Origin of the sequence: Brevibacterium sediminis, from assembly GCF_024895295.1 — a bacterium.
GTDB lineage: Bacteria > Actinomycetota > Actinomycetes > Actinomycetales > Brevibacteriaceae > Brevibacterium > Brevibacterium sediminis.
In genome coordinates, this window is the sequence record NZ_JAHQRN010000003.1 from 199917 (window position 1) to 222210 (window position 22294).

Here is a 22294-nt window from a genome sequence, read left to right on the forward strand (position 1 = left end):
CAACTGGTTCAAAGTGTGAGTGCCCGGATTTCAGGCTCCTCTCCTGCACTTTGAACCAGTTGTCACCTCCGTCGCCGAGGCGGTCGGTCGGCTGGCCGGAGCGCATACCCTATTTCCGTCGCCCGGTGCGAGGTCTACGCTGGGAACTGAGCCCCAGCGTTCACAGAGTCAACGGTGCCGCCGGTTCCCGGAGCCGCGGTGCCGCCCAGCCGAGGAGAGTGTCATGGCCGACACCGACACCGACAGCACGCACACCGCCCGACACGACATCGAGCATTTCGACTGCATCATCGGCGGAGGCGGGCCTGCCGGAATCGTGGCCGGCCTGCTGCTCGCCCGTGGCGGAGTGAAGGTCGTGGTGCTCGAGAAGCACGAGGACTTCTTCCGCGACTTCCGCGGCGACACCATCCACCCGTCCACTCTGCGACTGCTTGACGAACTCGGCCTTTACCACGAGTTCGCCCGCATTGCTCATCGCCGCGTAGAAGGAGTGACCCTGACCGGGCGAGGCGGCCAGGACATTCTGCTCGCCGATTTCACGCGGCTCAACCTGCCCCATCCGTTCATGACGATCGCGCCCCAGTGGGACTTCCTCAACCTGCTCGCAAAAGCGGGCGAGAACGACTCGAACTTCGACCTGCGGATGGGCGTCGAGGCCGCCTCGTTGATCTGGGACGGAGACCGTGTGGTCGGTCTCCGTGCCCGGAATTCGACCGTCGCCGAGGCGGCCCCACAGTCCGAAGATACCGACGTTCCCCACGGGAAACGTGCTGAACCCGCCACCGACGTTCCCACCCCGGCCACCCTCGAACTCCGCGCACCACTTGTCATCGCCGCCGACGGCAGATGGTCGAAGGCGCGCGCCGAGGCAGGGTTGTCCGTGAGGGAACTGCCGTCGACGATCGATGTGTGGTGGTTCCGCATCGACACCGAGGCGGTGCTGCCCGATTCCGTGGCCCCACGAGGTGGGAACGGAAAGGTCTTCGTCGCCATTCCGCGCGACGGGCACGTGCAGATCGCCCGCCTCATCCCGAAAGGCGCGGACGCGCGATTGCGCGCCGAGGGAATCGATGAGTTGCGTGATGCCGTCGCGGAGACCTATCCGCAACTCGCCGCGGACGTCGGCCGGATCGACTTCGATGACGTGAAGCTTCTCGACGTCCGCCGCAATGAGGCCGAGCAGTGGTTCGTCGACGGCCTGCTGTGCATCGGCGATTCCGCACACGCGATGAGTCCGCTCGGCGGGGTCGGAGTCAACCTCGCGGTGCAGGACGGAATCGCCGTCGCCCGGATTCTCGCCGAGCCGCTGCGTGCCGGGTCGGTGGGGACCGCCGAGCTGCGGCGACTGCAGCTGAGACGACTCCCGACCACTCGTGCCGTCGAACTCCTGCAGGCGGGCATCCATCGGATGGTCGAACCCGCCGTTCACGGGCACCGGCCCATCCGCCCGCCGGCGCCGTTGGAATGGCTGCTGAGGACCTTCCCCGCACTCACCCGCATCCCGGCGCGCATCCTCGGCGTCGGCGTCACTGCCGAACACGCCCCGGATTTCGCACGACGCGAGGAACCGGCATTCGAAGGAGCACGATGAGCCAGATCCTCCAACTGCGACCCTTGAATCCCGCCGATGAAACGGTGATGAGGGACTTCCATGAGCAGCTGCGGGCCGACGACTTCGCATTCCTCCAAGCCGAGGGCACATGGGACGACATCATCGCCACCCACAAGCGCGAGGCCCGCGGAATCGATCTCCCACCGGGACGAGTGCGCGCGGAATTCCTCGTCGCCGAGGTGGACGGGCGGCCCGTGGGTCGCACCTCCATCCGATACGAACTCAACGACTTCCTGTTCGATCTCGGCGGGCACGTCGGATATGCAGTCGCCCCGGAATTCCGTCGCCGAGGATACGCCCAGCAGATCCTGTCCCGCTCGGTCGAACGTCTGCGATCGGCCGGAGTCGAGAGCGTGCTCGTCACGTGCGATGACACGAACATCGCCTCGGCAAGCGTGATCGAACGGTGCGGGGGAGTCCTCGAAGACGTGCGCGAAAACAGTGACGGACCGCCGAAGCGGCGTTATTGGATCGGCGCGGATTCCGGTTTTCCTCAATCGGCCTCGACGGTCAGCACTAGTGCCGCGGTAACGGCAGATCCGTAGAGTCGACGACATGAACTCACTATTCGACTCCATCCGCAGAATCGGTTTCCGTCGCGGTCCCGACCGCATCCTCGGCGGTATTGCCGGGGGCCTCGCCGAGGTAACCGGCATCAACGTCTGGATCATGCGGCTCATCGTCCTCGCCTCGTTCCTCCTCCCCGTACTCGGAATCGGCGCTTACCTCGTCGCGTGGATCCTCACTCCGTGGCAGGACAATTCGATCCCGCTGCAGCAGGTCTTCGGCGGTCGCTCGATCGAGTGACACGCCTGAGCTGATCAGCGTTCGCTGTCCAGCTGCGCCATAAGCGCACTCGGGTAGCGATCGCCACGTACCTCGGTTCTGGAGAGGACCTCGTCGATCTCTGCGAGATCAACTGAACTCAGCTCCACCTCGGTGCTGCTCAGTGTCGCCCGTACCTGCTGGACGGTGCGCGAACCGACGACGGGGACGATGTCCTCACCCTGTGCTGCGACCCAGGCGATCGCCAGCTGGGGCAGCGTGATCCCCTTCGCCGAGGCGACCGAACCCAATGCCGATATGATCGTTTCGTTGTGTTCGAGGTTCTCCCCTTGGAAGCGGGGGAACATCGCTCGATTCCCGCCGGTCTTGCCCGCGAACAGTCCCTTCGCCAGCGCCCCGTAAGCAGTGATGCCGATTCCGAGCTCGCGGCAGGCGGCCAGGATCCCATTGGACTCGATGGAACGGGTGAGCAGCGAGTACTCGATCTGCAGGTCGCTGATCGGAGCGACCGTTGCCGCCCTGCGGATCGTCTCCGCACTGACCTCGCTCAATCCGATCGACCGGACGTACCCGGCCTCGACGAGTTCGGCGATAGCCCCCACGGTCTCTTCGATAGGGATATTCGGGTCAAGGCGTGCCGGCCGGTAGACGTCGACATGATCTGCGCCGAGACGTCGCAGCGAGTAGGCAAGGGAGTTTCGGATTGCATCGGGGCGCGAGTCGAAGCCGATGAAGGATCCGTCAGGTGAGAGCACGGCCCCGAACTTGACCGAGAGGATGACGTCGTCACGGCTGCGCTGGCTCAGCGCACGGCCGATGAGCATCTCGTTGTGGCCTGCTCCGTAGAAATCGCCGGTGTCGATGAGGGTGCCTCCGGCGTCGAGGTAGGTGTGGATGGCGGCGATTCCCTCAGCGTCAGAGGTCGGGCCGTAGGCACCGGACATACTCATTGCGCCGAGGCCGGGCGATGTGGCGATGGGTCCTGCGGTGCCCAGTCGGCGATGGTCGATGGTCTGCGAGTTGTTTTCAATAGTCATGTCAATGAGCCTGCTCGCATTGAGCGCCGGTGAGAATGCTCTGTCGATCCAGGGACAAGTTGTCCCTGGCTACTGTCGGGCAGCAGGCAGATAATGGGGCGATGACTGATCGTTCGGGCCTCGCCGATTTCCTCCGCCGTCGCCGCGAGAGCCTGCGACCCGAAGACGTCGGTGTGGGCACCACGGTTCGCCGGCGCACGCCGGGACTCAGACGTGAGGAAGTGGCGATGCTCGCGGGCGTCTCCGTCGACTACTACTCCCGCCTCGAACAGGGCAGAGGAGCGACGCCGTCGGCCGGAGTCGTCAGCGCCGTCGCCCGTGCGCTGCAGTGCGACCGGGACCAGCGCGATCACCTGCTGCATCTCGCAGGACACCCGGTCCCGCCGCGCAGTTCGGACGGGCATATCCGGCCCGGGCTCATCGCCGTGGCGAATCGGCTCGTCGATGTGCCGGCCGTCATTGTCACCGACCTCGGCGAGGTCGTCTGGCGGAACCCGATAGGTCGTGCTCTGTTCGGCGATCTGCCGGAGGAGCCGGGACGTGAGAGGAATCTGATCTGGAAGTGGTTCGAGGACCCGGAGTCACGGCCGATGCCCGAAGAGGACTGGGACAGGATCTCGGCGACACATGTGAGCGATCTGCGGGCGACATACGCCAAGCGGTCGGGTGACCGGCGCGTGCGGGAGTTCATCGCCGACCTCATCGACATCAGCGAGGAGTTCGCCGGACTGTGGGAGCGGCACGACGTCGCGGTTCGCCATTCCGACATCAAAGCGATCGCCCACAAGGACGTCGGTCGACTCGATTTCCGGTGCGAAGTGCTTCTCACTCCCGACGATGACATCTCGCTGCTTGTCTTCTTGCCTCTCGAAGGCACCGAGACAGCGGGTCGTTTGGAGCTGCTCGGCGTCGTCGGGACACAGACTCTGGCCTCGGGGTGAGGTGCGGACCGAGTCAGCACTCGCGGGGAGCACTGCCGACCGATGCGCAAGAATGAAGGCATGAGCGAAAGCGAGCCCTCCGCACCGGCTAACCGCTACCCGGCCGCCGACGAGTGGCAGGCGGTCGACAGGTACTTCACTGACACTCTCGTCGGTGAAGACGACGCGCTCATCGCCGCACGCAGGTCAGGTGCTGCGACGTCAATGCCCAATGCCGAGGTCGCTGCCAACCAAGGAGCGTTCCGCGGACTCATCATCGCGCGACGACGGTGATCCGTACCCGAGAGCCGGATCTACCAGACTTGTGGAGCCCTGCGGTAATAGACGTCGATCGGATCCAGGTCCAGCGTCGGTGCGTCGAAGATCGTCCAGATGAGGAGAACGACCGTGATCGGGAAGAACGCGATCGCCAGATAGCGCGTCGTGCCCCTCCAGAATCCGACGCGTCTGCCGCTGTGCTTGAGCGTGACGACTCCGCACAGCGCCTGGCCGGGGGAGACGGTGCAGCCGTAGAGGGCTCCGAACACCAGTGCCATCAATGGATAGCTGGCGAGAGCAACTCCAGTAGCAGCATCGAGCGAGATGACTTTGATCCCGGCGAGGGCAATGGCGACACCGACGACCGTACCGGTGCAGAAGAGGACGAAGATCGCGTCGAGGACCCTCGCCCACCAGCGCCGAACCAATGGTGCCGGGGTCAGCGGACTGCGGCTGCGCCAAGGACCAGGGCCGTTGACGGCAAGCCCAGCTTGGGCGCGGTAGTTCGAACTCATTGTGCGTATCCTTCTCGCTGCTGACCGGTCGATGACTCCGACTCTATGCGGTTGTCGGCCCGCAGAGGGTGTTCGTCAGGCAACATCCTGTGCCAGTTCCGGTACAACCCTTCTCGACCGTCCGCGGTCGGTGGGAGAACTGAATCGTCTGCTGAAAATCTGCTGAAAATGATGCACCCCCGAAGCTCGCAGCTTCGGGGGTGCTATGTATCATGCCTGGTCAGGCTAGGTGGGCCCCGTGGGGATCGAACCCACGACCCGCGGATTAAAAGTCCGCTGCTCTACCAACTGAGCTAGAGGCCCCGCCCCATCACAAGCGCAGTACACAGACCTGCTGACGCATGATGGAGACGAACCAATAGTAGAGGTTCGCGCCCGAATTACTCAAACCAGAACCCGCCGTCGGGAGGGAGTCCGTCGACTCCCTCCCGACGAAGGCGCGTGCCTCACTTCTCCAGGCCGCGCTGATCCTCAGCGGTGTAGGTGCGAGGCAGACCGTCCGGAGCCTCGAGCTCCTCGGGATCCGTGGGTTCGATGACGGAGGATTCGACGGACCTGTTCTTCTTGACCTTCCCGAGCAGAGCCGACACGTGCTTGAGGTTCGACAGGAGCTTATGATCCTTCTTCGGCGCAACGTACTCGGGGTCGGTCTCGATGGGGAAGACCGTCGGCGCAGCACCGAAGGCCTCCTTCGATTCCCCGGCGACCTTCCGCGCCATCTGCGCATTCACCACGGCACCGATGACAGCGCCGACGCCGAAGGGCAGCAGCCGACCGACAAGTGATCCGCCGGCACGGGCGGCGAACTTGCGGATGAATGTCTTGCGCAGCTTGCGCACGAGCAGATCGACCAGCGGGGCCGGCAGCTGCTTGGTCACGGTGGCGCCCCAGCTGCCGAACATCGACTCCACGCCGCCGTTCTGCTTGCCGAACTTCTGGATGAGGTTCTTCCCGTCCTTGCCCAGCATGAGGCCGAGCACCAGGGCGTTCGCCCGCTTGGCATCGGCCACCGGCAGTCCGTGGATCTCTGCGATGGCCTGCGCAAACAGTGCAGTGCCTTCCAGGAAGCCAGCGGTCTCGACGCTGGCGACACCCAGCGCGGCCGTCGTGCCCAACCCCGGAACGGCGGCGGTCGCACCGACCGCGGCTCCGCCCGAGGTCGTCAGGGTCAGATAGTGCCGGCGAATGATCTTGATGAGCTCTTCGGGGGTCGCGTCCGGATGCCGGCGGCGCAGACTGCGCACATAAGCCAGGGCGACGGGCCGCTGCACGGACAGCAGACGCGACAACATCGACTGGGCGCGGGGATTGAGGGTCCCATCGTCATTGACTGCCAACTTCGCAGCCTTGTCGAGACCCTTCTTCGCCACTGATGATTTTGCCACGAGAGTTCCTCCTCGTTTCGGTCACTCGCGACTGCCGGTCGCAGTCACGAATCAGACCCAAGTTTAATAGCGTCCGTTGTGAGTCCCGGGAGCAGAACCTGACCGTGCGGCGAAAGCCCGAATGTGCTCCACGTCCTAGTCCGCGCACCCTGACAGGGACTAAACTGCCCTGACCATGTCACAGCGCGCATTCCACCGTCCCGTTCCCCTGGCCGACCTCGACTCCGTCGGTGCCGTCGACGATCCCGTCGCCCGTTCGGAGACCTCGCACGCCACCGCGGCACTGCTGCTCGGCGATGCAGAGGGAAACCGCGACGAGGCTGCCACCAGGCGCTTCGTCGAACTCGCCGATGACATCGGCTTCGAGATCATCGCCGAGATGTGGTCAGCCGCTCCCGCCGTCTCCGCACCCGGCGCATTGTGGCGCCTCTACGCCCTGCGCCAATGGATCAAGTCCGCACCTCGCGAACTCGCCGAGATGTTCTCCGACGGCCAACGCCGCGTCACCGAGGGCATCGGCTACGACGAGATCCTCGCCGGCGTCGAACTGCCCGCCGGACCCGACGAAGTGGCCCACGCCATCGACGAGATCCTCGTCGGCGCCTTCCGCGGTGACGTCGTCATTGCGCTGCTGCGCGCCTCCGCCTTCGTCGGCATCTGCGCGGCAGGCGCCGACGACCACGACACCGCCGTCCGCCTGCGCCAGCTCTCCCAAGACCTGTCCGACGCCGCGGTCGCCCATCGCCGAGGCGGCCTCGACTGATCCTCAGCTCGCCGGCAATCCCCTCGCCGAGGCGGCCCCGCCCGACCGAATGAGCGTGGTCCCCGTAGGGACCGGATATTCCCGCCCGACCACGACATCGACTGTGAGATTCTCAACGGACGAAGAGCCGCCTCGGCGGTGGATTCATGAGCATGAACGAGTATCGTAGGGGGTGGCCTTCGGGCCACCGGACGCTGGATCGCTGAAGCCCCGGGCTCCAAATTCAGCCGCTTCGAGCGGCCTTCCGCCGAGAGGCGCTCTCGGTTCAGCGTCCGGCACATATCATTGAGGCATCATGCATATTCGTCCGGCTTGTCCGGGCCCCGGGCAGGAGGAGCGCATGCGGCTCAAGCGGGTACCGCAGGACAAGGTGTTCTATGAGCGGCTGTCCGATCTCGTCTCACAGATGCGGCAGTGCAACCTGGTGCTCGCCGAACTCTCCGGAATCGAAATCAGCGAACGCCGCGACGTCGCCGACCGCCTCCGCGAGATCGGGGACAGGGCCGATGAGGACATGGGCGCGATGCTCCGCGCACTGCGCGAGAACTACATCACCCCGTTCGACCGCAACGACCTCTACCTGCTCAGCCACCACATGCGCGATATCTGCCACCGGCTGCACGGAGTCGGCTACGTACTCGCCTCCGGAGCCTTCGACCCGCTGCCCTCCGGCGTCCCCGAGACCCTGGCCGTGCTGTCGAATCAGACGGACCACACCTCGCGGATGATCACCCGACTGCCGGGCAAGCTCGACCAGTGGGACTACGTCGACGCGATCAACCGACTGACCTACCAAGTCGAGAGCCTGCAGTGGCGGATGTCGGACGCGGTGCCGAACTCCAAACGGGGACTGACGTATATGGCGGCCGTGTCCCAACTCGGGCAGGCCTTCGTCCGGGCCGCCCACGGGTTCACCGAACTCGGCAAGGTCGTCGCAGCCATCGCGATCAAGGAGTCGTAGTCCGTGGAGCTGCTCTTGGCGGCAGTCGTCATCGCCGCGGTGATCTTCGCCGGCTCGAACGGATTCCACGATGCCGCACTGACCGTCGGCAACGCGGTCGTCGGGCGAGCGATGCGACCCGGCTGGGCGCTCAGCCTGGCCGTCATCTTCAACTTCATCGGTGCGCTCCTCGGTGAGGGAATCGCCATCGTCGTGGCCAACCAGATCGTGCTCTTCTCCGGTTCGACAGACCTCATCCTGACCACCTTGCTGATCGCCTTCGTCGCAGCGACGACGTGGAGCCTGTTCACCTACTATCTCGCGCTGCCTGTGTCGTCGACCCACTGTCTCATCGGCGGTCTGCTCGGCGCGGGAATCGTGTTCGGCTTCTCCGTCAACACCGGTGAAGCGATGGACTCAGTGGTGTGGCCGCTGGTGCTCTCACCGATCCTCGGGTTCATTCTCGCGTGGGTGCTCACGCTCATCCTGTCGAAGTCGCTCGCCTCCACTCCGCCCAAGCCGCTTTTCCGGGGTGCGCGCATGGTCGACTCCGTGCTCACGGCGGCCCTGTCGCTTGTCCACGGGGTCCAGGACGCGCAGAAGATCGCGGCCCTCGTCATGGTCGCCATTCTCGCCGTCGACACGCAGCAGCACGATGTCCTCTCCGTGGTCGACATCTCTTGGCCGGTGCGCCTCCTCATCGCCGCGGCTCTGGCTCTGGGCACCGGATTGAGCGGGTGGCGAGTGGTCCAGACACTTTCCGTGCGCATGGTCCGCCTCGATCCCCTCAAATCCTCCATCGCCGATGGCGCGGCCACGATCCTCATGTACACCGCAGCTCTGATCATGCGGGTTCCGGTGTCGCTGACCTTCGTCCTCGGCTCATCGATCCTCGGCACCCAATACGCCGGGCGCAAGGGCCACGCCAGAGCCCGGTACTTCGTGCCGATGTTCGCCGTCTGGCTCCTGACGATCCCGGCCGCCGCGCTGTTGGCCGTGGTGCTCGGGTGGATCGTCAAGGCCTCCGTCGGGCTCTGACAGGCCACCCGGTTCCTGCTGTTCGCTGACGCCGGAGCCGAGCCCGGGAGCGCGAGGCGCCCGGGCTCGGCTCTGACGAAATCGCTGACATCGGTGCCGACCAATCAGCCCCGAGGCTTCCGCCCGAATACGAAGCCGGTGGTGATCATGGCCGCGGCGAGGACAAAGTGCAGCCAGTTGTCGGCGGTGTTGAGCCCGACGAAGTTGCCCATCGACTCCATCGGAATCACCATTCCGTAGATCCACAGCACCGCATAGATGATTCCGCCGACGACGAGGTAGTTCTTCGCCAGCGCACGTGAGCGGAGTCCGAGCATCCCGACGACTCCGAAGAGCAGGTGGACGATGTTGTGGAGCACCGTGACCTGGAAGAGGCCGAGCAGTGCAGCGTCGGTGTGGTGTCCGGCGAAGCTGATCGAGCCGAGATTCGCGGTGATGCCCGGGACGAAGCCGAGGATCCCCACGAGCAGGAACACTGCGCCGAAGAGCCCGGAGACCATCTGCACCTGCGAACGCGCGCCGCGTGCAGCGGCGGGCGACTGTGACGACATCGAGATATTCATGACGATCCTTTCCCAAAGATAGCTGGTATCGGTGATTCGGAGCAGATGCCGATTCGGATGGCCGACGGGCGAAACTTTCCGGCCGCCGTCTCATGTCGGCCCGCCGCTGTAGTCTGGTGGCAATGGGAGCTTGGGCGGCGAAGCTGTGGCGCAGACTGCTGGTCCTTCTGATCGGCGGGGTCATCGCCGTGCCCTATATTGCGGTCATCATCTGGGCCGTCTCCGCGTGGAACGAGGTCAGCGACCGGTCTCTGGCGTTCAGCATGCTCGCCTTCAGCGCCGTCGTCTTCGTGCTGTTGTGCATACCCGCGTTCCTTGCCGTCATCCGCGCACTCGAACGGACCCTGGCCGAGCAGCTCCTCGAACTGTCCATCCCCATCCCGCCGAGGCGGCCGACCTGGTCCGATCGCCTCCGCGGTGCCCTGTTCTACTTCGGCCACGCCTTCGCCGGTGCCCTGCTCCTGATCACGGTCGTCGTGGTCCTTCCTTCCGTGCTCCTGATGGTTGCGGACCCACAGCAGGCCTCGGAACTGTCGAACGGACTCCTCGGCATTGCGGGCTCCCCAGCCGGGGCGACTGCTGGATCGCCGGCCGGAAATGCCGATCCGTCGGCCGGCACCGGTGCCGAGTCCGTCGTCGTCCTGTCCGCCGGGCTCGTGCAGATCCTCGCACCCGTGATCCTGCTTCTCCTCACGGCCACGATCATCGCCGAAGGCTACTTCCTGCCTCACTACGCACAGATCCTGCTCGGCCCCTCGGCCGCTGACCGGGCTGAGCTCGCCGGGGCCGAGCGAGTCCGTCGGTTCCGTCGCACCGTCCTCGCCCGCGAAGTCCACGACTCGATCGGTCATGCCCTGACCGTGACGATGATGCAGGCAGCTGTGGCCAAACGTGCCCTGCACCAGGATCAGATACTCGCCGAGGCGGCCGTCGACGAGATCGCTCGCACCAGCCGTGAGGCGGTGGCCGAGTTGGACCATGTCCTCGCCCTGCTGCGTGCGGAGGCCGACGGCGCAGTCAGCGATGAAAGCACCGCAGGCGACGCCGACGCCCTTGGCGTTGCTGATGCCATCGATGGTGCCGATGCCCTCGATGGCGCCGAGAGCGAAGCAGTGGAGGGCGGAGAGCTCGCGGGGGACGGTGACAGCGGAAGTGCGGGGCCGCCTCGGCGAACAATGCTCGATATCACCCGATTGGCCGAGGAAGCCCGTGCGATCGGGCACCCCACCCGACTGACGGTCAGCGGGGATGCCACCGGACTGCCGCCGACCGTGGTCCACGAACTCCACCGGATCGTGCGCGAGGCGGTGACGAACTCGCTGCGGCACGCAACGACGCCCGGCCTCGATGTGGCCGTCGACATCGGCGCCGACTGCGTACAAGTGGTCACGCGCAATGCCGGCGCGGCCACCGGCCCGGTGCTCGGCTCATCGGAGAAGGGACGGGCCGAGGGGAAGGCGGCGGCTGACGCGAAAGCGGCGGGCGATGCGAAGGGGATTGCCGGTGCGAAGGGGGCGGCCGCCTCGGCGAGGCAGTCACGCGGACTCGTCGGCATCGGTGAGAGGGCTGCTCTGTTCGGTGGGAGCGCCGACTGGGGAATCGAGAACGGACAATGGATTCTGCAGGTGAGACTGCCGTATTCGGAGGGACAGATGCCATGACCATTTCGGTGATCCTCATCGATGACGAGCCTCTCGTGCGTGCGGGTCTGGCCGCGATCATCGACTCCGACCCGGGACTCGAGGTCGTCGGGGAGGGCGATGACGGGACGGAAGCACTCGATCTGGTGACTCGGCTGGATCCTGATGTCGTGGTGATGGATGTGCACATGCCCCACCTCGACGGATTGGAGGCAACGCGGCTGCTTATGAGCAGGCAGGAGCCGCCTCGGGTGCTCATCCTCACGACCTTCGACAGCGATGACTACGTCTTCGAAGCTCTGCGCGTGGGCGCTGACGGCTTCGTCCTCAAACGCGCTCAGCCGTCCGAACTCGTCCGGGCGGTGCATACCGTGGCCGGGGGAGATGCGCTGCTCTATCCGCAGAAGATCCGGGATATGGCAGCACGGTCTCACCGAGCTGTCGATGTGGTGAGTTCTGCTGGGCTGAGCAGGCGGGAACAGGAAGTCCTCACCCTCATGTCGAGAGGAATGAGCAACGCCGAGATCGCCGGGGAGATGTTCCTCGGGGCGGAGACGGTGAAGACCTATGTCAGTTCGCTGCTGTCGAAGCTCGGTGCCCGTGACAGGACACAAGCGGTGATCAAGGCTTTCGAATCGGGGTTCGTCGAGACCTGACCCCAAAGTGAGCAGGCGGGAGGGCCGTTCACCCGCCCAGTGTGCATTCACCCTCTCGGGAACCGGATTCACCCTTGTGGGGGAGCCCCCGGCGGGCCTTCGGGGACGAGCCTGGAGTCATGACACAGAAACAGCTCACTCACATAGTCAACCATCCGTCACCACAATCCGATCTCACCGTTCGCGCAGGACTGGCCGCCGCCTCGGCGTGGTCGATCTTCCTTCTCGTCATGTCGGTCCTCTGGGGGTTGGGGATCGTCGCCTCACCCCTGGCCGGATCCGAGGAGTGGACGTTCACGTCGATGATCGCCGCACTCCCGGGACCGTTCGCGGGTCTCATCATCGGCTCCGTCTCCCTGCTCAGCTTTGTCGGCTCGGCGGCCCTGCTCACCGCGACCCGCCTGCGGCAGCGGCTTTTCGACAGAGGCGGGGCACGCGTTCTCGGGGTTGTCGTTCTGGCCTTCGCCGCCGTGGTCACGGTCATGCTCACCGACACCTTGCTGCTGGCCTACCTCGGCTATGCGCTCAGCCTGCAGTTCCCACCAATCCCGGCTCCGGTGATCTGGCAGGGAGTCATGCTGCTTGGTCCGCTGTTGTGGATCATCGTGTGGGCCGGTGCGGAGAAGACCAGTCGTCGGATTCACGAGGACAGTCATCGTCATTCGACCGAGACCGTTCATGTTGAGGATTCCGCCGCCGGTCACAGGCGTGCAGACGTTGACGGTACCGGACGCGTGGGGAGATCGACGTCGGTCACCGCAAGCGCGAAGATCGCCGTCGTCGTGGCGGTCATCGTGCCGGGCTTCTATGCCCTGACGCGGGTCCTCTGGGCCGTGGGGATTCCCTTCGGCCTGAGTGAAGGTCTCTACGACGAAGGCCAGCGTGTCGGACTCTGGCATTCGGGACTCGCGCTCGCCTTGGCCGCCATCGGTGGAATCCTGCTCACCCTCGGTCTCATCCAGAGATGGGGAGAGCGGCTGCCAACATGGCTTGGTCCTCTGGGCGGAAAGCGAGTGCCGATCACTCTGGCGACGATTCCCGCGACGATCGTGTCGCTGGCGATCTTCACCGGCGGAGTCGGCCTGGTGCGCACAATCTTCTCGGGGACCCCCGAAATCTTCGCCGACAGTTGGTGGGTGACGATCGGGCCGACGCTGCTCTTCCCGCTCTGGGCCGTGGCGCTCGGCTGGGCGACCTTCGCCTACCGGGAACGTCGGCTGGCTGCCGAGGCGGGTGCGTCCGGCGATGTCTGAGCTGTCTTTTCGAATCTTCGATGTCTCCTGCGGGCGGATCCACCTCGAATAAGCGGACGATCTCGAGGTGGATCCACCCGCTGGATCAGCCGGGGAACGGCCCGTAGGTGGCCAGCAGGTTGCCCTTGCTGGTCCGCTGCACGTCCTTGAGCTCCAAGCGAGTCGTCGTTCCACCCTCGAAGAGGGACCGTCCGCTGCCGGCGACGACCGGGTGGATGGCCACCGTCAGCTCGTCGACGAGGTTCGCTTCGACGAGCTGACGGACGATCGACATCGATCCCTCGACAGCGATCTTGCCGCCGTCGCCGGCTTTGAGCTCGCGGACGAAGTCGACGAGCTCGCCCTGGATGAGAGTCGAGTTCTCCCAGCTGAGATCGGCCTGCGACAGCGTTGTCGAGGCGATGTGCTTGGGAGTCGAGTTGATGAAGTCGGCGAACGGTGCGTCCTCGCCTTTTGTGTGGTTCGGCCAGTAGCCCTCCCACTCCTGATAGGTGACACGGCCGAGGAGGCAGTCGTCGACGCCGCCGATGGCCGTGGTCATCCACTCGCCCATCTCCTGGTCGAAGGAATCGAATTGGAAGTTGAACGGATCGGATGCGATCCCGTCGAGTGACTGGAACAGTGCGGCGATGACAGTGCGGGACATGGTGATCTCCTCATCGAGTTGTCGTGCGGGCCGTTGCGTTTCCTGAGGGCTGTGGTTCCGCAGCCCAGAAAGTTCAGAAAGTGAACTATGGTTTCAATAGTGAACTGATATTGCTATGCTGTCAACCATGAAGTCGTACGGACAATTCTGCGGTCTGGCTCGGGCAGCCGAGGTGCTGGGGGAACGGTGGTCGCTCATCATCCTCCGCGACCTCCTCGTCGGTCCGAAGCGCTTCAACGAGCTTCGACAGGGAAATCCCGGCATCCCCTCGAACCTGCTGACCACGCGGTTGCGCGAACTTGAGGCCGCCGAGATCATCGAGCGCGGCATCGACGGACGCAACGTCGTCTACCGCCTCAGCGACTACGGTTCGGATCTTAGTCCGGTGCTCATTGAGCTCGGCCGCTGGGGTGCACGGCGGATGGCTGAGCCCCGCGAGGGCGAGGTTCCGACGGACTCCTCTCTGGCCGCGGCTTTGCTGACCGCGCGCACCGACGCCCGAGTCCGACCCTTCACAGTCGAAATCACTGCCGGCCCCGCGACGGCTCATGCGACCGTGAGCGAGCGCGGTGTGGAGGCTGCGGAAGGGGCCCAGGCAGAAGCTGACCTGAGGATCGAAGGTCCCGGGCTGCGCGACCTGCTTGCCGATGGCGCAGCCGAAGCCGCACGAGAGGAAGGGGCGATCACGGTCGACGGCGACGAATCCCTGCTGGTCGATTTCGCCTCGGCCTTCCGTGCTCCCCGCGACGAACCAGCGGCCGGCTAGGAGGCAACGCCGCGTCGTCCTCGAACAGCTTGTCGCCGCTCCCTCGTCTGCGACGGTTCCGCCGACTCCTCACCTACGACGGTTCCGCCGGTCTGCCCGTCGGTGTCGCAGCAGAGTGACCAGGGCGTGGAGAAGCGCGGGTGCCGAGGCGATGAGCAGCAGAACGCCGCCAACCGTCATCACCGGCAGCAGGATCGACCCGCCGATGACGAAGCCGGTGAATAGAACGGCCGAGATCACGCCGCGCGCCAGCTGTTCGAGCCCTTCCACCCGACGATCGAGCTTCGGCGTCGACACCGTGAGCTCGCCGTCTTCGACCTTCGTGACCAGTGCGTCGAGGCGTCCGGGCAGGCTCAGGGTCAGACGCACGAGGTTGAGCGCCTCCTTCGTCGCCGAGCCGGCGACTCCTCCCGGTGAGTCGCTGATGAGGCCGCGTGCATAGGGTTCGACGACCTCCCAGATGTTGAACCGGGGATCGAGTGAGCTGCACAGACCAGAGACCATGGCGAGCGCACGGATGATGAGGAAGAGGTTCTCCGGCAATTGGACCGGAAGGTCGCGGACCACCGATTCGAAGTCCCTGGAGAAGGCCCGCAGCTCCTTCTCGTCGACCTCGCGCAGCTGAGTGAATCCCATCCCGCCGAACCGGGAGAAGAGCTCGGTCAGTGCGCGTTCGAGCTCCGCGGTGTCCGCGCCGTCGAGCAGCACCCCGATGAGTTCGACGCTCGTGACCAGGCGGTGGGAATCCCTGGTGGCCACGGCGATGATGAGTTCACGCAGCCCCGAGCGCAGATCCTCAGGAACGTGGCCCATCATTCCGAAGTCGACGAAGGTCAGGTGCCAGCCGACCCCCGCCGAGGCGGGATGCCCGGTCGAGGTGTGCGTTTCCCCTGTCGGCGGTGAGCCACCCATGTGCTCGGACGCCGGAGAGACACCCGAGCGTTCGACCGCTCCAGTTCGGTCGGGAGTGACGAAGATGTTGCCGGGATGGGGATCGGCGTGGAAGAAGCCGCCGCGGAAGAGCTGATCGAACATCGTGTGCGCGAACGCCGAAGCCACCTCGCGTGGATCGATCCCTGCCCGGCGCAGCGCCGCGACATCGTTGATCTTGATCGCCGAGACATCCTCCATGGTGAGAACCTGGGTCGTGGTCTGCCCCCAGACGATTCGCGGGGCCTGCGTCGGACCGGGCGAACCCGATGCCGAGCGCTCGGCATCGTCCGCGAAGCGTGCGGCTTCGGTGGTGAACTGTTCCGCATTCGCCGCCTCGTGGAGGTAGTCGATCTCCTCGAGGCTGACATGGGCGAACTCCTCGACCAGCCCCGGCATATCGACCCGGCTGGCGATGAACCCGACGCGGGAGAGCCACCCTGCGATCCGGCGCAGTGTTCGCAGATCCACCTCGACGACGTCGGCGATGCCGGGGCGCTGGACCTTGACGACCACCTCGGTGAATCCGAGCTCGGCGGCCACATCCGGAGTCAGGGTGGCCGAATGAGCCTGGCCCAGTGATGCCGCGGCCAGCGGTCGGGGGTCGAAAGTGGCGAAGGCGGTGGTGAGTCGCATACCCAGCTGCGCCTCGGCGAGGGGCCTGATCCCGTCGAAGGGAACCGGCGATACTTCGTCCTGCAGGTCTGCCAGCTCTGCGGCGACCTCGGGCGGGAGGACATCCATGCGGGAGGAGAGGAACTGGCCCACCTTGATCATCAGCCCGCCGAGATCGATCGCCAGCGCCCTGAACTTCCTGGCGGTCGACTGCCAGCGCTCCACTCGTCGTCGGGCGGCCAGGCGACCCAGACCGATGCGAGGCAGGACGAGCTCGAACCACCAGGCCATGGCCATCTGGGCCGCGGCAAAGCGCAGGATCCGGGACGACCGGGACCGCAGCGCTCGCTTCCGGTCGGGAAGACCCTGGCCAGGGCCGACAGTGTCTGCTCCGCTGTGCTCACCGGCTTCTCGGCCGAGCTCATCCGGACTCACGTTTCTCTGTTCGGCTCCCGTCGACATCGCTCAGTCCCGAGCGAGGATCGAATACAGCCTGCGTTTGGTCTCTTCCAGCTCGGTGACCGCCTCTGCGACCTGCTCCTTGCTGCCCGAACGTCCGACCTGAGCGGCGGCCTGTGCCAACTCGACCCCGGCCTTGGCCAGTGTGGCCGCGCGCGGAGTCTCTCTCCTGCCGACCGATTCCCACGGGGCGGCGGAATCGGAGTCGGCCTCGACGTGCTCGCGTCCCGCCTCGGTGAGGGAATAGGTCTTGCGTCCGCTCGACGGCTCCGCATTGATGAGACCCTCGTCCGTGAGCAGCTGCAGCGTCGGATAGACCGACCCGGGGCTGGGCTTCCAGCTGCCGCCGCTGCGTTCCTCGATCTCCTGGATGATCTGGTATCCGTGCATCGGGGCCTCTGCCAGCAGCGAGAGGATTCCGGCACGGACGTCACCGCGGTTCATGCGGGCAGGCTGTTTGGGGGCGAAGGATGAGCGCAGCTGCTCGAACGCCTCCCAGATGCTAGCGCTGCCCCGGTCGCCGCCTCGGTGATGGGAGCTTCCGTGGGTGAATGGCTCGTTCATGATGACCTCCCTGGTCTGATGACACCGCAGTACCCCGCTGATTGCACGAAGTTCACTGCCCTGACGATATGTAACGATATATCGCCGATGTGTTGTCGGGAAGACCATGAGGTCGTCTGCGGAGGCAACTCACTGCGCGCGTTCAGGGTGACGTGACGACCGACCTGCCAGCGCCCTGCGCGATCCCCGAGGCGACTCTGCGCGAGTGCCCTACCGCCCGAAGTCGCGTCCGGCGGACCTGCCAACGCAAAGTGGTCGTTCTGGTCACGTTCCGCTGAGCAGAGCGTGACCAGAACGACCACTTATAGAGGCATGCGCCGCCGATTATAGAGGCATGCGCCGCCGAGACGGCACCCGCCCCGAGGGGCGCCCGCCGTTTGGGCGAGCCTTCAAATCATCCGAAGCGACCGGAGATGTAGTTCTCGGTCTCTTCCTTGTCCGGGTTCGAGAAGATCGTCGAGGTCTCGTTGAACTCGATGAGCTTTCCGGGCTTGCCGGTGCCGGCGATGTTGAAGAACGCGGTCTTGTCGGACACACGAGCGGCCTGCTGCATGTTGTGCGTGACGATGACGACCGTGTACTTGTCCTTGAGGTCGTTGATGAGGTCCTCGATCGCCAGGGTCGAAATCGGGTCGAGAGCCGAGCACGGCTCGTCCATGAGCAGGACCTCGGGTTCGACGGCGATTGCGCGGGCGATGCACAGACGCTGCTGCTGACCGCCGGAGAGACCCGAACCGGGCAGGTTGAGGCGGTCCTTGACCTCGTTCCAGAGGTTCGCGCCGCGCAGGGCACGTTCGGTGAGATCGTCGGCCTCGGTCTTCGACAGGCGCTTGTTGTTCAGGCGCACACCGGCGAGCACGTTCTCCTTGATGCTCATCGTCGGGAACGGGTTCGCCCGCTGGAAGACCATGCCCACCTCGCGGCGGACGTTGACCGGGTCGACGCCGGCGCCGTAGATGTCATTGCCGTCCATGAGGACCTCACCGGAGACGCTGGCGCCGGGGATGACTTCGTGCATGCGGTTCAGCGTGCGCAGCACCGTGGACTTGCCGCAGCCGGAGGGCCCGATGAAGGCGGTGACGGAGCGCGGCTTGATCTGCATCTGCACTCCGTCGACGGCGCGGAAGTCGCCGTAGAAGATGTCGAGATCCTTGATGTCGATCTGCTTGGACATTGTGTTTCCTATCCGTGGAAATGGGTGAGTCTGGAGGTCTGTGGGCAGTCGCCGGTCAGCGTCCGGCCTTCGGTGCGAGCACCTTCGCGATGATGCGGGCGAGCAGGTTGAGCACCATGACGAGGGCGACGAGCACAAGGGCTGCGGCCCAGGCGCGTTCCGAGCTGGCCAGGGCGGCGGCTCCCGGCGAGACCGGGCGCAGCTGCGAGTCGTAGATGAACGTCGGCAGCGTCGACATCCAACCGGAGAAGAGGTTCCAGTTGAGCGTCTTGGCGAACCCGGCGGTGACCATGATGGGTGCCGTCTCACCGATGACGCGGGCGATGGCGATGGTGACACCGGAGAGGATTCCCGACACCGAGGTGGGCAGAACGATCTTCACGATCGTCTTCCACTTCGGCACGCCGAGTGCGTAGGAAGCCTCGCGCAGGTCCATCGGCACCAAGCGGAGGATCTCCTCCGTATTGCGCACGACGATCGGGATCATCAGCACCGACAGCGCCACGGCCGCGGTGAAGCCGGTCTTCGCGATTCCGGCCGCGCCGGGCAGGAGCACGTTGGCAATCGTGGAGAACAGTGCGAAGGCGAAGAGACCGGCGACGATCGAGGGAATACCGGTCATCACGTCGACGAGGAAGGTGATCGCCTTGCCCAGGCGGTTCTTGTTCGAGTATTCGACGAGGTAGATGGCGGTGAGGACGCCGATCGGAATCGAGATCACGCAGGCGGCGAGTGTGATGAGCACGGTGCCGACGATGGCGTGGTAGAAGCCGCCGGCCAGAGTGGCCTCACCGGCGACGTACTGCTGATCGAGGACGCCCTTCATGCCGAGCATGGTGCGGGTGAGCAGGTCACCGCTGATGGCGGCCCCGCCCTTGGACACGGTCAGCCACAGCAGCGAGATGAGGGGAACGCATGCGAGGACGAACGTCGAGGTGACGATGGTGGTCGCGATCCGGTCGACGGCCTTGCGGCGGCCTTCGTAGGACGCGGAGACCGCGAACACGGCGATCGCGTTGATGAGGCCGGCGAGGACGGCCACGACGGGGATGTTGAAGCCGCCGAAGGCGATGAAGCTGATGACGATCGCCACGAGGATCGAGGCGACGGCGACGATCCACGGGGTGGCCTTCGGGAGCTGTTTGGAGGTGAGCTTCGCCGGTTTCGACACGGCCGCCTCGGTGGTGGTGTTCATGGTGGTCATTGGTCTCAACTTCCCTTCACCGAGGTGCGGGCGACGATGGCGCGGGCTCCCATGTTCACCAGCAGGGTGATGACGAAGAGCACGAGGCCGACGGTGATGAGCTCGGACAGGCGCAGTCCCGCGGCCTCGGGGAAGTTCTGCGCGATCTCGGAGGCGATGGTCTGGTTGCCGCTGACGACGAGCGAGGCGGTGAGGACGCCGGGCGAGAGGATCATGGCCACGGCCATGGTCTCACCGAGGGCGCGGCCGAGGCCGAGCATCGTGGCCGAGACGATTCCCGACTTGCCGAACGGCAGCACGGCCATGCGGATCATCTCCCAGCGGGTGGCGCCGAGCGCCAGCGCCGCCTCTTCCTGCAGGCGCGGGGTCTGGAGGAAGATCTCGCGGGTCAGCGAGGTGATGATCGGCAGGATCATGATCGAGAGCACGAGCGAGGCGGTGAGCAGTGTGCGGCCCGTCTGCGACACGGAGCCGTCGGCGGCCGGAGCGAAGATCGGAATCCAGCCGAACCACTTCGACAGCCACAGGTAGAAGCCGGTGAGGTTGCCGGCCAGAGCGATGCCCCACAGGCCGTAGACGACCGAGGGGATGGCGGCGAGCAGGTCGATGACGTAGCCGAGCACCGGAGCGAGCTTGCGCGGGGCCATGTGGGTGGTGAACAGCGCGATGCCCAGCGAGAAGGGAGTCGCGACGATCAGTGCGATGGCCGCGGAGATGAGCGTGCCGATGACCAGCGGCCAGACGTAGGAGAAGAAGCCCTTGCCGCCGGTGATCTGGGAGGGGTCGCTGATCTGCGCGGTGATGGTGTCCTTCGACTGTGCGAGAAGGAACAGGGCGACTCCGGCGAGGATCACCAGGATCAGGATGCCGGCGATGAGCGTGGCGGCCGAGAAGATGCGGTCGCCGGGTCGGACGACGGCCTTCTGCTGCCGAGCTGCCGGACTCTGCGGCGGCTTCTGCCCGGACTCGGGCGTGGAGCCGGGCCCTGTGGGGCCTGACTCAGTGGTCTGTGTGCTGATCGGCACAAGTACTCCTCATGTGACTTGTGGTGAAACCGGGGTGGTTCCACAGGCGCGGAAAAGCGGCGCAGGGCTTCTGCGCCGCTCCCGACTGGCTATATCTCCAGGTCAGAGACTGAAATCAGCCTTCGACCTTGATCGAGTCGATGACTTCTTCGATCTGCTTGCGCAGGTCGTCCGACAGCGGTGCGGACCCGGCGGAATCGGCAGCGGACTTCTGTCCCTCTTCCGAGACCACGAACTTCTCCCAGGCCTTGACCATGTCCACGGTCTCCTGGTCCTTATAGGACGAGCAGACGAGGTGGTAGGAGACGAGCACGATCGGGTAGGCGCCGGACTCGGTGGTGTCGCGGGCCAGGTCGAAGGCGAGGTCGCCTTCGCTGCGGCCTTCGACCTTCTCGGATGCGTCGACGACCTTGGTCGCGGCTTCCGGGGAGAGCTCGACGAACTCGTCGCCGACCTTGACCTTGGCGGTGGAGAGCTCACCGACGGCCGAGGCATCCGCGTAGCCGATGGCTCCGTCGGTGTCGGAGACGGTCTGGATGACACCGTCGGTACCCTGAGCGGCCTCGCCGCCGTACTCCTTCGGGAAGTTGCCGTCGACCTCGGCGTCCCAGTCCTTCTCGGCGGTGGCCTTGAGGTACTCGGCGAAGTTCTCGGTGGTGCCCGAGTCATCGGCGCGGTGAACGGCGGTGATCTTGAGGTCCGGCAGCTCGGCATCCGGGTTGTCGGCCTTGATGGCCTTGTCGTTCCAGTTGGTGATGTCGCCCTTGAAGATCTTCGCGATCGTTTCGGGGGAGAGGTTGAGCTCGTCGACGCCCTTGACGTTGAAGGTCACGGCGATGGGGGAGATGTAGACGGGGAACTCGTAGGCTCCGTCGGCGCCGCAGGCTTCCTTTCCGGCCTTGACCTCGTCATCGTCGAGGTGGGCGTCGGATCCGGCGAACTGCGCGTTGCCGGCGAGGAACTGTTCACGGCCGGCACCCGATCCGTCGGGGGAGTAGTTGACGGTCACGCCGGAGTTCTGCGAGGTGAAGTCCGCTGTCCAGGCATCCATCGCGGCCTTCTGCGAGGAGGCGCCGATGCCGGTCAGGGTGCCCTGCAGGTCACTGCTGCCGCCGGATGCCTCTTCGCCGGTGGCGGACTGTCCGCCACCGCAAGCCGAGAGGGTGATGGCGCCGACCGCGAGGATCGCAGCGGAGGGGGCGAGATGCTTCATCTTCACGAAGATGCCTTTCATGTTTGTGGACACAGCTCGAGAGTTCTCGATTGCTCGTCATCCACGCTAAGGATCACGCGTGAAGTGCAAGGAGTTGAAACGTGAATGGAAGGTGAATGAGGGGAGAAGGGTTGGAACCGCTGTGAGTGCTCGATCACAGACTTCGTCGGTTTCATGAAAGGATCATTCTCGGGACCGGCATTCCCTCGCCGGGGCGGCCCGGCCAACGCGTGTGCTCGACCGTCGAGGCGGCCCACCCAGTGCGCATGCTCGACCTTGAGAATCGGCTCGCTCGTGGGTCGTGCGCCTCG

Annotated in this window: 23 protein-coding genes and 1 tRNA gene; 12 read left to right on the forward strand and 12 right to left on the reverse strand. The window is 65.3% G+C overall.

The window, feature by feature from the left end; translation table 11 throughout:
* Window positions 1-223 precede the first annotated feature (223 nt).
* Genes KTJ89_RS08225 through KTJ89_RS08235 form a run of 3 tightly spaced genes read left to right on the forward strand, consistent with a single transcriptional unit; the run spans window position 224 to window position 2419 of the window.
* Window positions 224-1591: an FAD-dependent oxidoreductase gene (locus KTJ89_RS08225; protein ID WP_259357363.1), complete on the forward strand. Its 1368-nt coding sequence runs from the start codon at window positions 224-226 to the stop codon at window positions 1589-1591.
* Window positions 1588-2157: a GNAT family N-acetyltransferase gene (locus KTJ89_RS08230; RefSeq protein ID WP_259357364.1), complete on the forward strand. Its 570-nt coding sequence runs from the start codon at window positions 1588-1590 to the stop codon at window positions 2155-2157. The genes KTJ89_RS08225 and KTJ89_RS08230 overlap by 4 nt, the downstream gene beginning before the upstream one ends.
* Before the next feature lie 10 nt (window positions 2158-2167).
* A complete protein-coding gene (locus tag KTJ89_RS08235; protein WP_139468021.1) occupies window positions 2168-2419 on the forward strand; it encodes a PspC domain-containing protein in 252 nt (83 codons plus the stop codon).
* Window positions 2420-2433: 14 nt separating this feature from the next.
* Here KTJ89_RS08235 and KTJ89_RS08240 read toward each other — a convergent pair whose 3' ends face one another.
* Window positions 2434-3435, reverse strand: a complete 1002-nt coding sequence (locus tag KTJ89_RS08240; protein WP_259357365.1) for an aldo/keto reductase — start codon at window positions 3433-3435, stop codon at window positions 2434-2436.
* Window positions 3436-3536: 101 nt separating this feature from the next.
* On the opposite strand from KTJ89_RS08240, the gene KTJ89_RS08245 reads away from it, so the two are divergent.
* On the forward strand, window positions 3537-4376 hold the full coding sequence (locus tag KTJ89_RS08245; protein ID WP_181270788.1) for a helix-turn-helix transcriptional regulator: 840 nt from the start codon (window positions 3537-3539) through the stop codon (window positions 4374-4376).
* Window positions 4377-4436: 60 nt separating this feature from the next.
* Complete coding sequence (locus KTJ89_RS08250) at window positions 4437-4649, forward strand: hypothetical protein (RefSeq protein WP_181270787.1); 213 nt, start codon at window positions 4437-4439, stop codon at window positions 4647-4649.
* Window positions 4650-4669: 20 nt separating this feature from the next.
* Here the strand turns inward: KTJ89_RS08250 and KTJ89_RS08255 are convergent, their stop codons facing one another.
* From KTJ89_RS08255 to KTJ89_RS08265, 3 genes are all read right to left on the reverse strand, one after another.
* The gene (locus KTJ89_RS08255; RefSeq protein WP_259357366.1) at window positions 4670-5149 is read right to left on the reverse strand and encodes an RDD family protein; all 480 of its coding nucleotides are present in this window, start codon (window positions 5147-5149) and stop codon (window positions 4670-4672) included.
* Between the two features lie 230 nt (window positions 5150-5379).
* Window positions 5380-5452: transfer RNA gene (locus KTJ89_RS08260), tRNA-Lys, on the reverse strand.
* A gap of 143 nt (window positions 5453-5595) precedes the next feature.
* Window positions 5596-6534 (reverse strand): hypothetical protein, encoded by a 939-nt coding sequence (locus KTJ89_RS08265; RefSeq protein WP_259357367.1) that lies wholly within the window; start codon window positions 6532-6534, stop codon window positions 5596-5598.
* A 175-nt stretch (window positions 6535-6709) separates the two neighbouring features.
* Between KTJ89_RS08265 and KTJ89_RS08270 the strand changes: the two genes are divergently transcribed.
* From KTJ89_RS08270 to KTJ89_RS08280, 3 genes are all read left to right on the forward strand, one after another.
* Window positions 6710-7297, forward strand: a complete 588-nt coding sequence (locus KTJ89_RS08270) for a hypothetical protein (protein WP_229663966.1) — start codon at window positions 6710-6712, stop codon at window positions 7295-7297.
* Window positions 7298-7637: 340 nt separating this feature from the next.
* Complete coding sequence (locus KTJ89_RS08275) at window positions 7638-8258, forward strand: DUF47 domain-containing protein (RefSeq protein WP_101543807.1); 621 nt, start codon at window positions 7638-7640, stop codon at window positions 8256-8258.
* Window positions 8259-8261: 3 nt separating this feature from the next.
* Complete coding sequence (locus KTJ89_RS08280; RefSeq protein ID WP_181270785.1) at window positions 8262-9275, forward strand: inorganic phosphate transporter; 1014 nt, start codon at window positions 8262-8264, stop codon at window positions 9273-9275.
* Window positions 9276-9379: 104 nt separating this feature from the next.
* Here the strand turns inward: KTJ89_RS08280 and KTJ89_RS08285 are convergent, their stop codons facing one another.
* Window positions 9380-9838, reverse strand: coding sequence for a DUF4383 domain-containing protein (locus tag KTJ89_RS08285; RefSeq protein ID WP_229663967.1), 459 nt, complete (start codon window positions 9836-9838; stop codon window positions 9380-9382).
* Between the two features lie 122 nt (window positions 9839-9960).
* On the opposite strand from KTJ89_RS08285, the gene KTJ89_RS08290 reads away from it, so the two are divergent.
* The 3 genes from KTJ89_RS08290 to KTJ89_RS08300 all read left to right on the forward strand — a co-directional run bounded on the left by KTJ89_RS08290 (window position 9961) and on the right by KTJ89_RS08300 (window position 13387).
* Window positions 9961-11499, forward strand: a complete 1539-nt coding sequence (locus KTJ89_RS08290) for a sensor histidine kinase (RefSeq protein ID WP_259357368.1) — start codon at window positions 9961-9963, stop codon at window positions 11497-11499.
* Window positions 11496-12134 (forward strand): response regulator transcription factor, encoded by a 639-nt coding sequence (locus KTJ89_RS08295; protein WP_139468083.1) that lies wholly within the window; start codon window positions 11496-11498, stop codon window positions 12132-12134. The genes KTJ89_RS08290 and KTJ89_RS08295 overlap by 4 nt, the downstream gene beginning before the upstream one ends.
* A 119-nt stretch (window positions 12135-12253) precedes the next feature.
* The gene (locus KTJ89_RS08300; protein ID WP_259357369.1) at window positions 12254-13387 is read left to right on the forward strand and encodes a hypothetical protein; all 1134 of its coding nucleotides are present in this window, start codon (window positions 12254-12256) and stop codon (window positions 13385-13387) included.
* Between the two features lie 85 nt (window positions 13388-13472).
* Here KTJ89_RS08300 and KTJ89_RS08305 read toward each other — a convergent pair whose 3' ends face one another.
* On the reverse strand, window positions 13473-14033 hold the full coding sequence (locus tag KTJ89_RS08305; RefSeq protein WP_139468085.1) for a dihydrofolate reductase family protein: 561 nt from the start codon (window positions 14031-14033) through the stop codon (window positions 13473-13475).
* Window positions 14034-14160: 127 nt separating this feature from the next.
* Here KTJ89_RS08305 and KTJ89_RS08310 point away from each other — a divergent pair, with 127 nt between their 5' ends.
* On the forward strand, window positions 14161-14799 hold the full coding sequence (locus tag KTJ89_RS08310; protein ID WP_139468086.1) for a winged helix-turn-helix transcriptional regulator: 639 nt from the start codon (window positions 14161-14163) through the stop codon (window positions 14797-14799).
* Between the two features lie 69 nt (window positions 14800-14868).
* Here KTJ89_RS08310 and KTJ89_RS08315 read toward each other — a convergent pair whose 3' ends face one another.
* The 6 genes from KTJ89_RS08315 to pstS all read right to left on the reverse strand — a co-directional run bounded on the left by KTJ89_RS08315 (window position 14869) and on the right by pstS (window position 21989).
* Window positions 14869-16641, reverse strand: coding sequence for an ABC1 kinase family protein (locus KTJ89_RS08315; RefSeq protein ID WP_259357603.1), 1773 nt, complete (start codon window positions 16639-16641; stop codon window positions 14869-14871).
* A 168-nt stretch (window positions 16642-16809) separates the two neighbouring features.
* Window positions 16810-17367 (reverse strand): PadR family transcriptional regulator, encoded by a 558-nt coding sequence (locus KTJ89_RS08320; protein WP_139468088.1) that lies wholly within the window; start codon window positions 17365-17367, stop codon window positions 16810-16812.
* 394 nt (window positions 17368-17761) lie between these two features.
* Window positions 17762-18541, reverse strand: coding sequence for a phosphate ABC transporter ATP-binding protein PstB (pstB, locus tag KTJ89_RS08325; protein ID WP_101543804.1), 780 nt, complete (start codon window positions 18539-18541; stop codon window positions 17762-17764).
* Window positions 18542-18596: 55 nt separating this feature from the next.
* Window positions 18597-19736, reverse strand: coding sequence for a phosphate ABC transporter permease PstA (gene pstA, locus KTJ89_RS08330; protein ID WP_139468090.1), 1140 nt, complete (start codon window positions 19734-19736; stop codon window positions 18597-18599).
* A gap of 14 nt (window positions 19737-19750) precedes the next feature.
* Window positions 19751-20641 (reverse strand): phosphate ABC transporter permease subunit PstC, encoded by an 891-nt coding sequence (pstC, locus tag KTJ89_RS08335; RefSeq protein ID WP_101544086.1) that lies wholly within the window; start codon window positions 20639-20641, stop codon window positions 19751-19753.
* A 244-nt stretch (window positions 20642-20885) separates the two neighbouring features.
* Window positions 20886-21989 (reverse strand): phosphate ABC transporter substrate-binding protein PstS, encoded by a 1104-nt coding sequence (pstS, locus tag KTJ89_RS08340; RefSeq protein ID WP_139468277.1) that lies wholly within the window; start codon window positions 21987-21989, stop codon window positions 20886-20888.
* Between the last annotated feature and the right edge of the window lie 305 nt (window positions 21990-22294).

What these genes read in the sequence shown, in the direction of transcription:
- KTJ89_RS08305 (WP_139468085.1), bottom strand. Translation starts at nt 14,033, where the DNA reads ATGTCCCGCACTGTCATCGCCGCACTGTTCCAGTCACTCGACGGGATC.
- pstA (WP_139468090.1), bottom strand. Translation starts at nt 19,736, where the DNA reads ATGAACACCACCACCGAGGCGGCCGTGTCGAAACCGGCGAAGCTCACC.
- KTJ89_RS08285 (WP_229663967.1), bottom strand. Translation starts at nt 9,838, where the DNA reads ATGAATATCTCGATGTCGTCACAGTCGCCCGCCGCTGCACGCGGCGCG.
- KTJ89_RS08315 (WP_259357603.1), bottom strand. Translation starts at nt 16,641, where the DNA reads ATGGCCATGGCCTGGTGGTTCGAGCTCGTCCTGCCTCGCATCGGTCTG.
- KTJ89_RS08230 (WP_259357364.1), top strand. Translation starts at nt 1,588, where the DNA reads ATGAGCCAGATCCTCCAACTGCGACCCTTGAATCCCGCCGATGAAACG.
- KTJ89_RS08290 (WP_259357368.1), top strand. Translation starts at nt 9,961, where the DNA reads ATGGGAGCTTGGGCGGCGAAGCTGTGGCGCAGACTGCTGGTCCTTCTG.
- KTJ89_RS08245 (WP_181270788.1), top strand. Translation starts at nt 3,537, where the DNA reads ATGACTGATCGTTCGGGCCTCGCCGATTTCCTCCGCCGTCGCCGCGAG.
- KTJ89_RS08240 (WP_259357365.1), bottom strand. Translation starts at nt 3,435, where the DNA reads ATGACTATTGAAAACAACTCGCAGACCATCGACCATCGCCGACTGGGC.
- KTJ89_RS08225 (WP_259357363.1), top strand. Translation starts at nt 224, where the DNA reads ATGGCCGACACCGACACCGACAGCACGCACACCGCCCGACACGACATC.
- KTJ89_RS08255 (WP_259357366.1), bottom strand. Translation starts at nt 5,149, where the DNA reads ATGAGTTCGAACTACCGCGCCCAAGCTGGGCTTGCCGTCAACGGCCCT.
- KTJ89_RS08235 (WP_139468021.1), top strand. Translation starts at nt 2,168, where the DNA reads ATGAACTCACTATTCGACTCCATCCGCAGAATCGGTTTCCGTCGCGGT.
- KTJ89_RS08250 (WP_181270787.1), top strand. Translation starts at nt 4,437, where the DNA reads ATGAGCGAAAGCGAGCCCTCCGCACCGGCTAACCGCTACCCGGCCGCC.
- KTJ89_RS08310 (WP_139468086.1), top strand. Translation starts at nt 14,161, where the DNA reads ATGAAGTCGTACGGACAATTCTGCGGTCTGGCTCGGGCAGCCGAGGTG.
- KTJ89_RS08270 (WP_229663966.1), top strand. Translation starts at nt 6,710, where the DNA reads ATGTCACAGCGCGCATTCCACCGTCCCGTTCCCCTGGCCGACCTCGAC.
- KTJ89_RS08320 (WP_139468088.1), bottom strand. Translation starts at nt 17,367, where the DNA reads ATGAACGAGCCATTCACCCACGGAAGCTCCCATCACCGAGGCGGCGAC.
- KTJ89_RS08295 (WP_139468083.1), top strand. Translation starts at nt 11,496, where the DNA reads ATGACCATTTCGGTGATCCTCATCGATGACGAGCCTCTCGTGCGTGCG.
- KTJ89_RS08275 (WP_101543807.1), top strand. Translation starts at nt 7,638, where the DNA reads ATGCGGCTCAAGCGGGTACCGCAGGACAAGGTGTTCTATGAGCGGCTG.
- KTJ89_RS08300 (WP_259357369.1), top strand. Translation starts at nt 12,254, where the DNA reads ATGACACAGAAACAGCTCACTCACATAGTCAACCATCCGTCACCACAA.
- pstB (WP_101543804.1), bottom strand. Translation starts at nt 18,541, where the DNA reads ATGTCCAAGCAGATCGACATCAAGGATCTCGACATCTTCTACGGCGAC.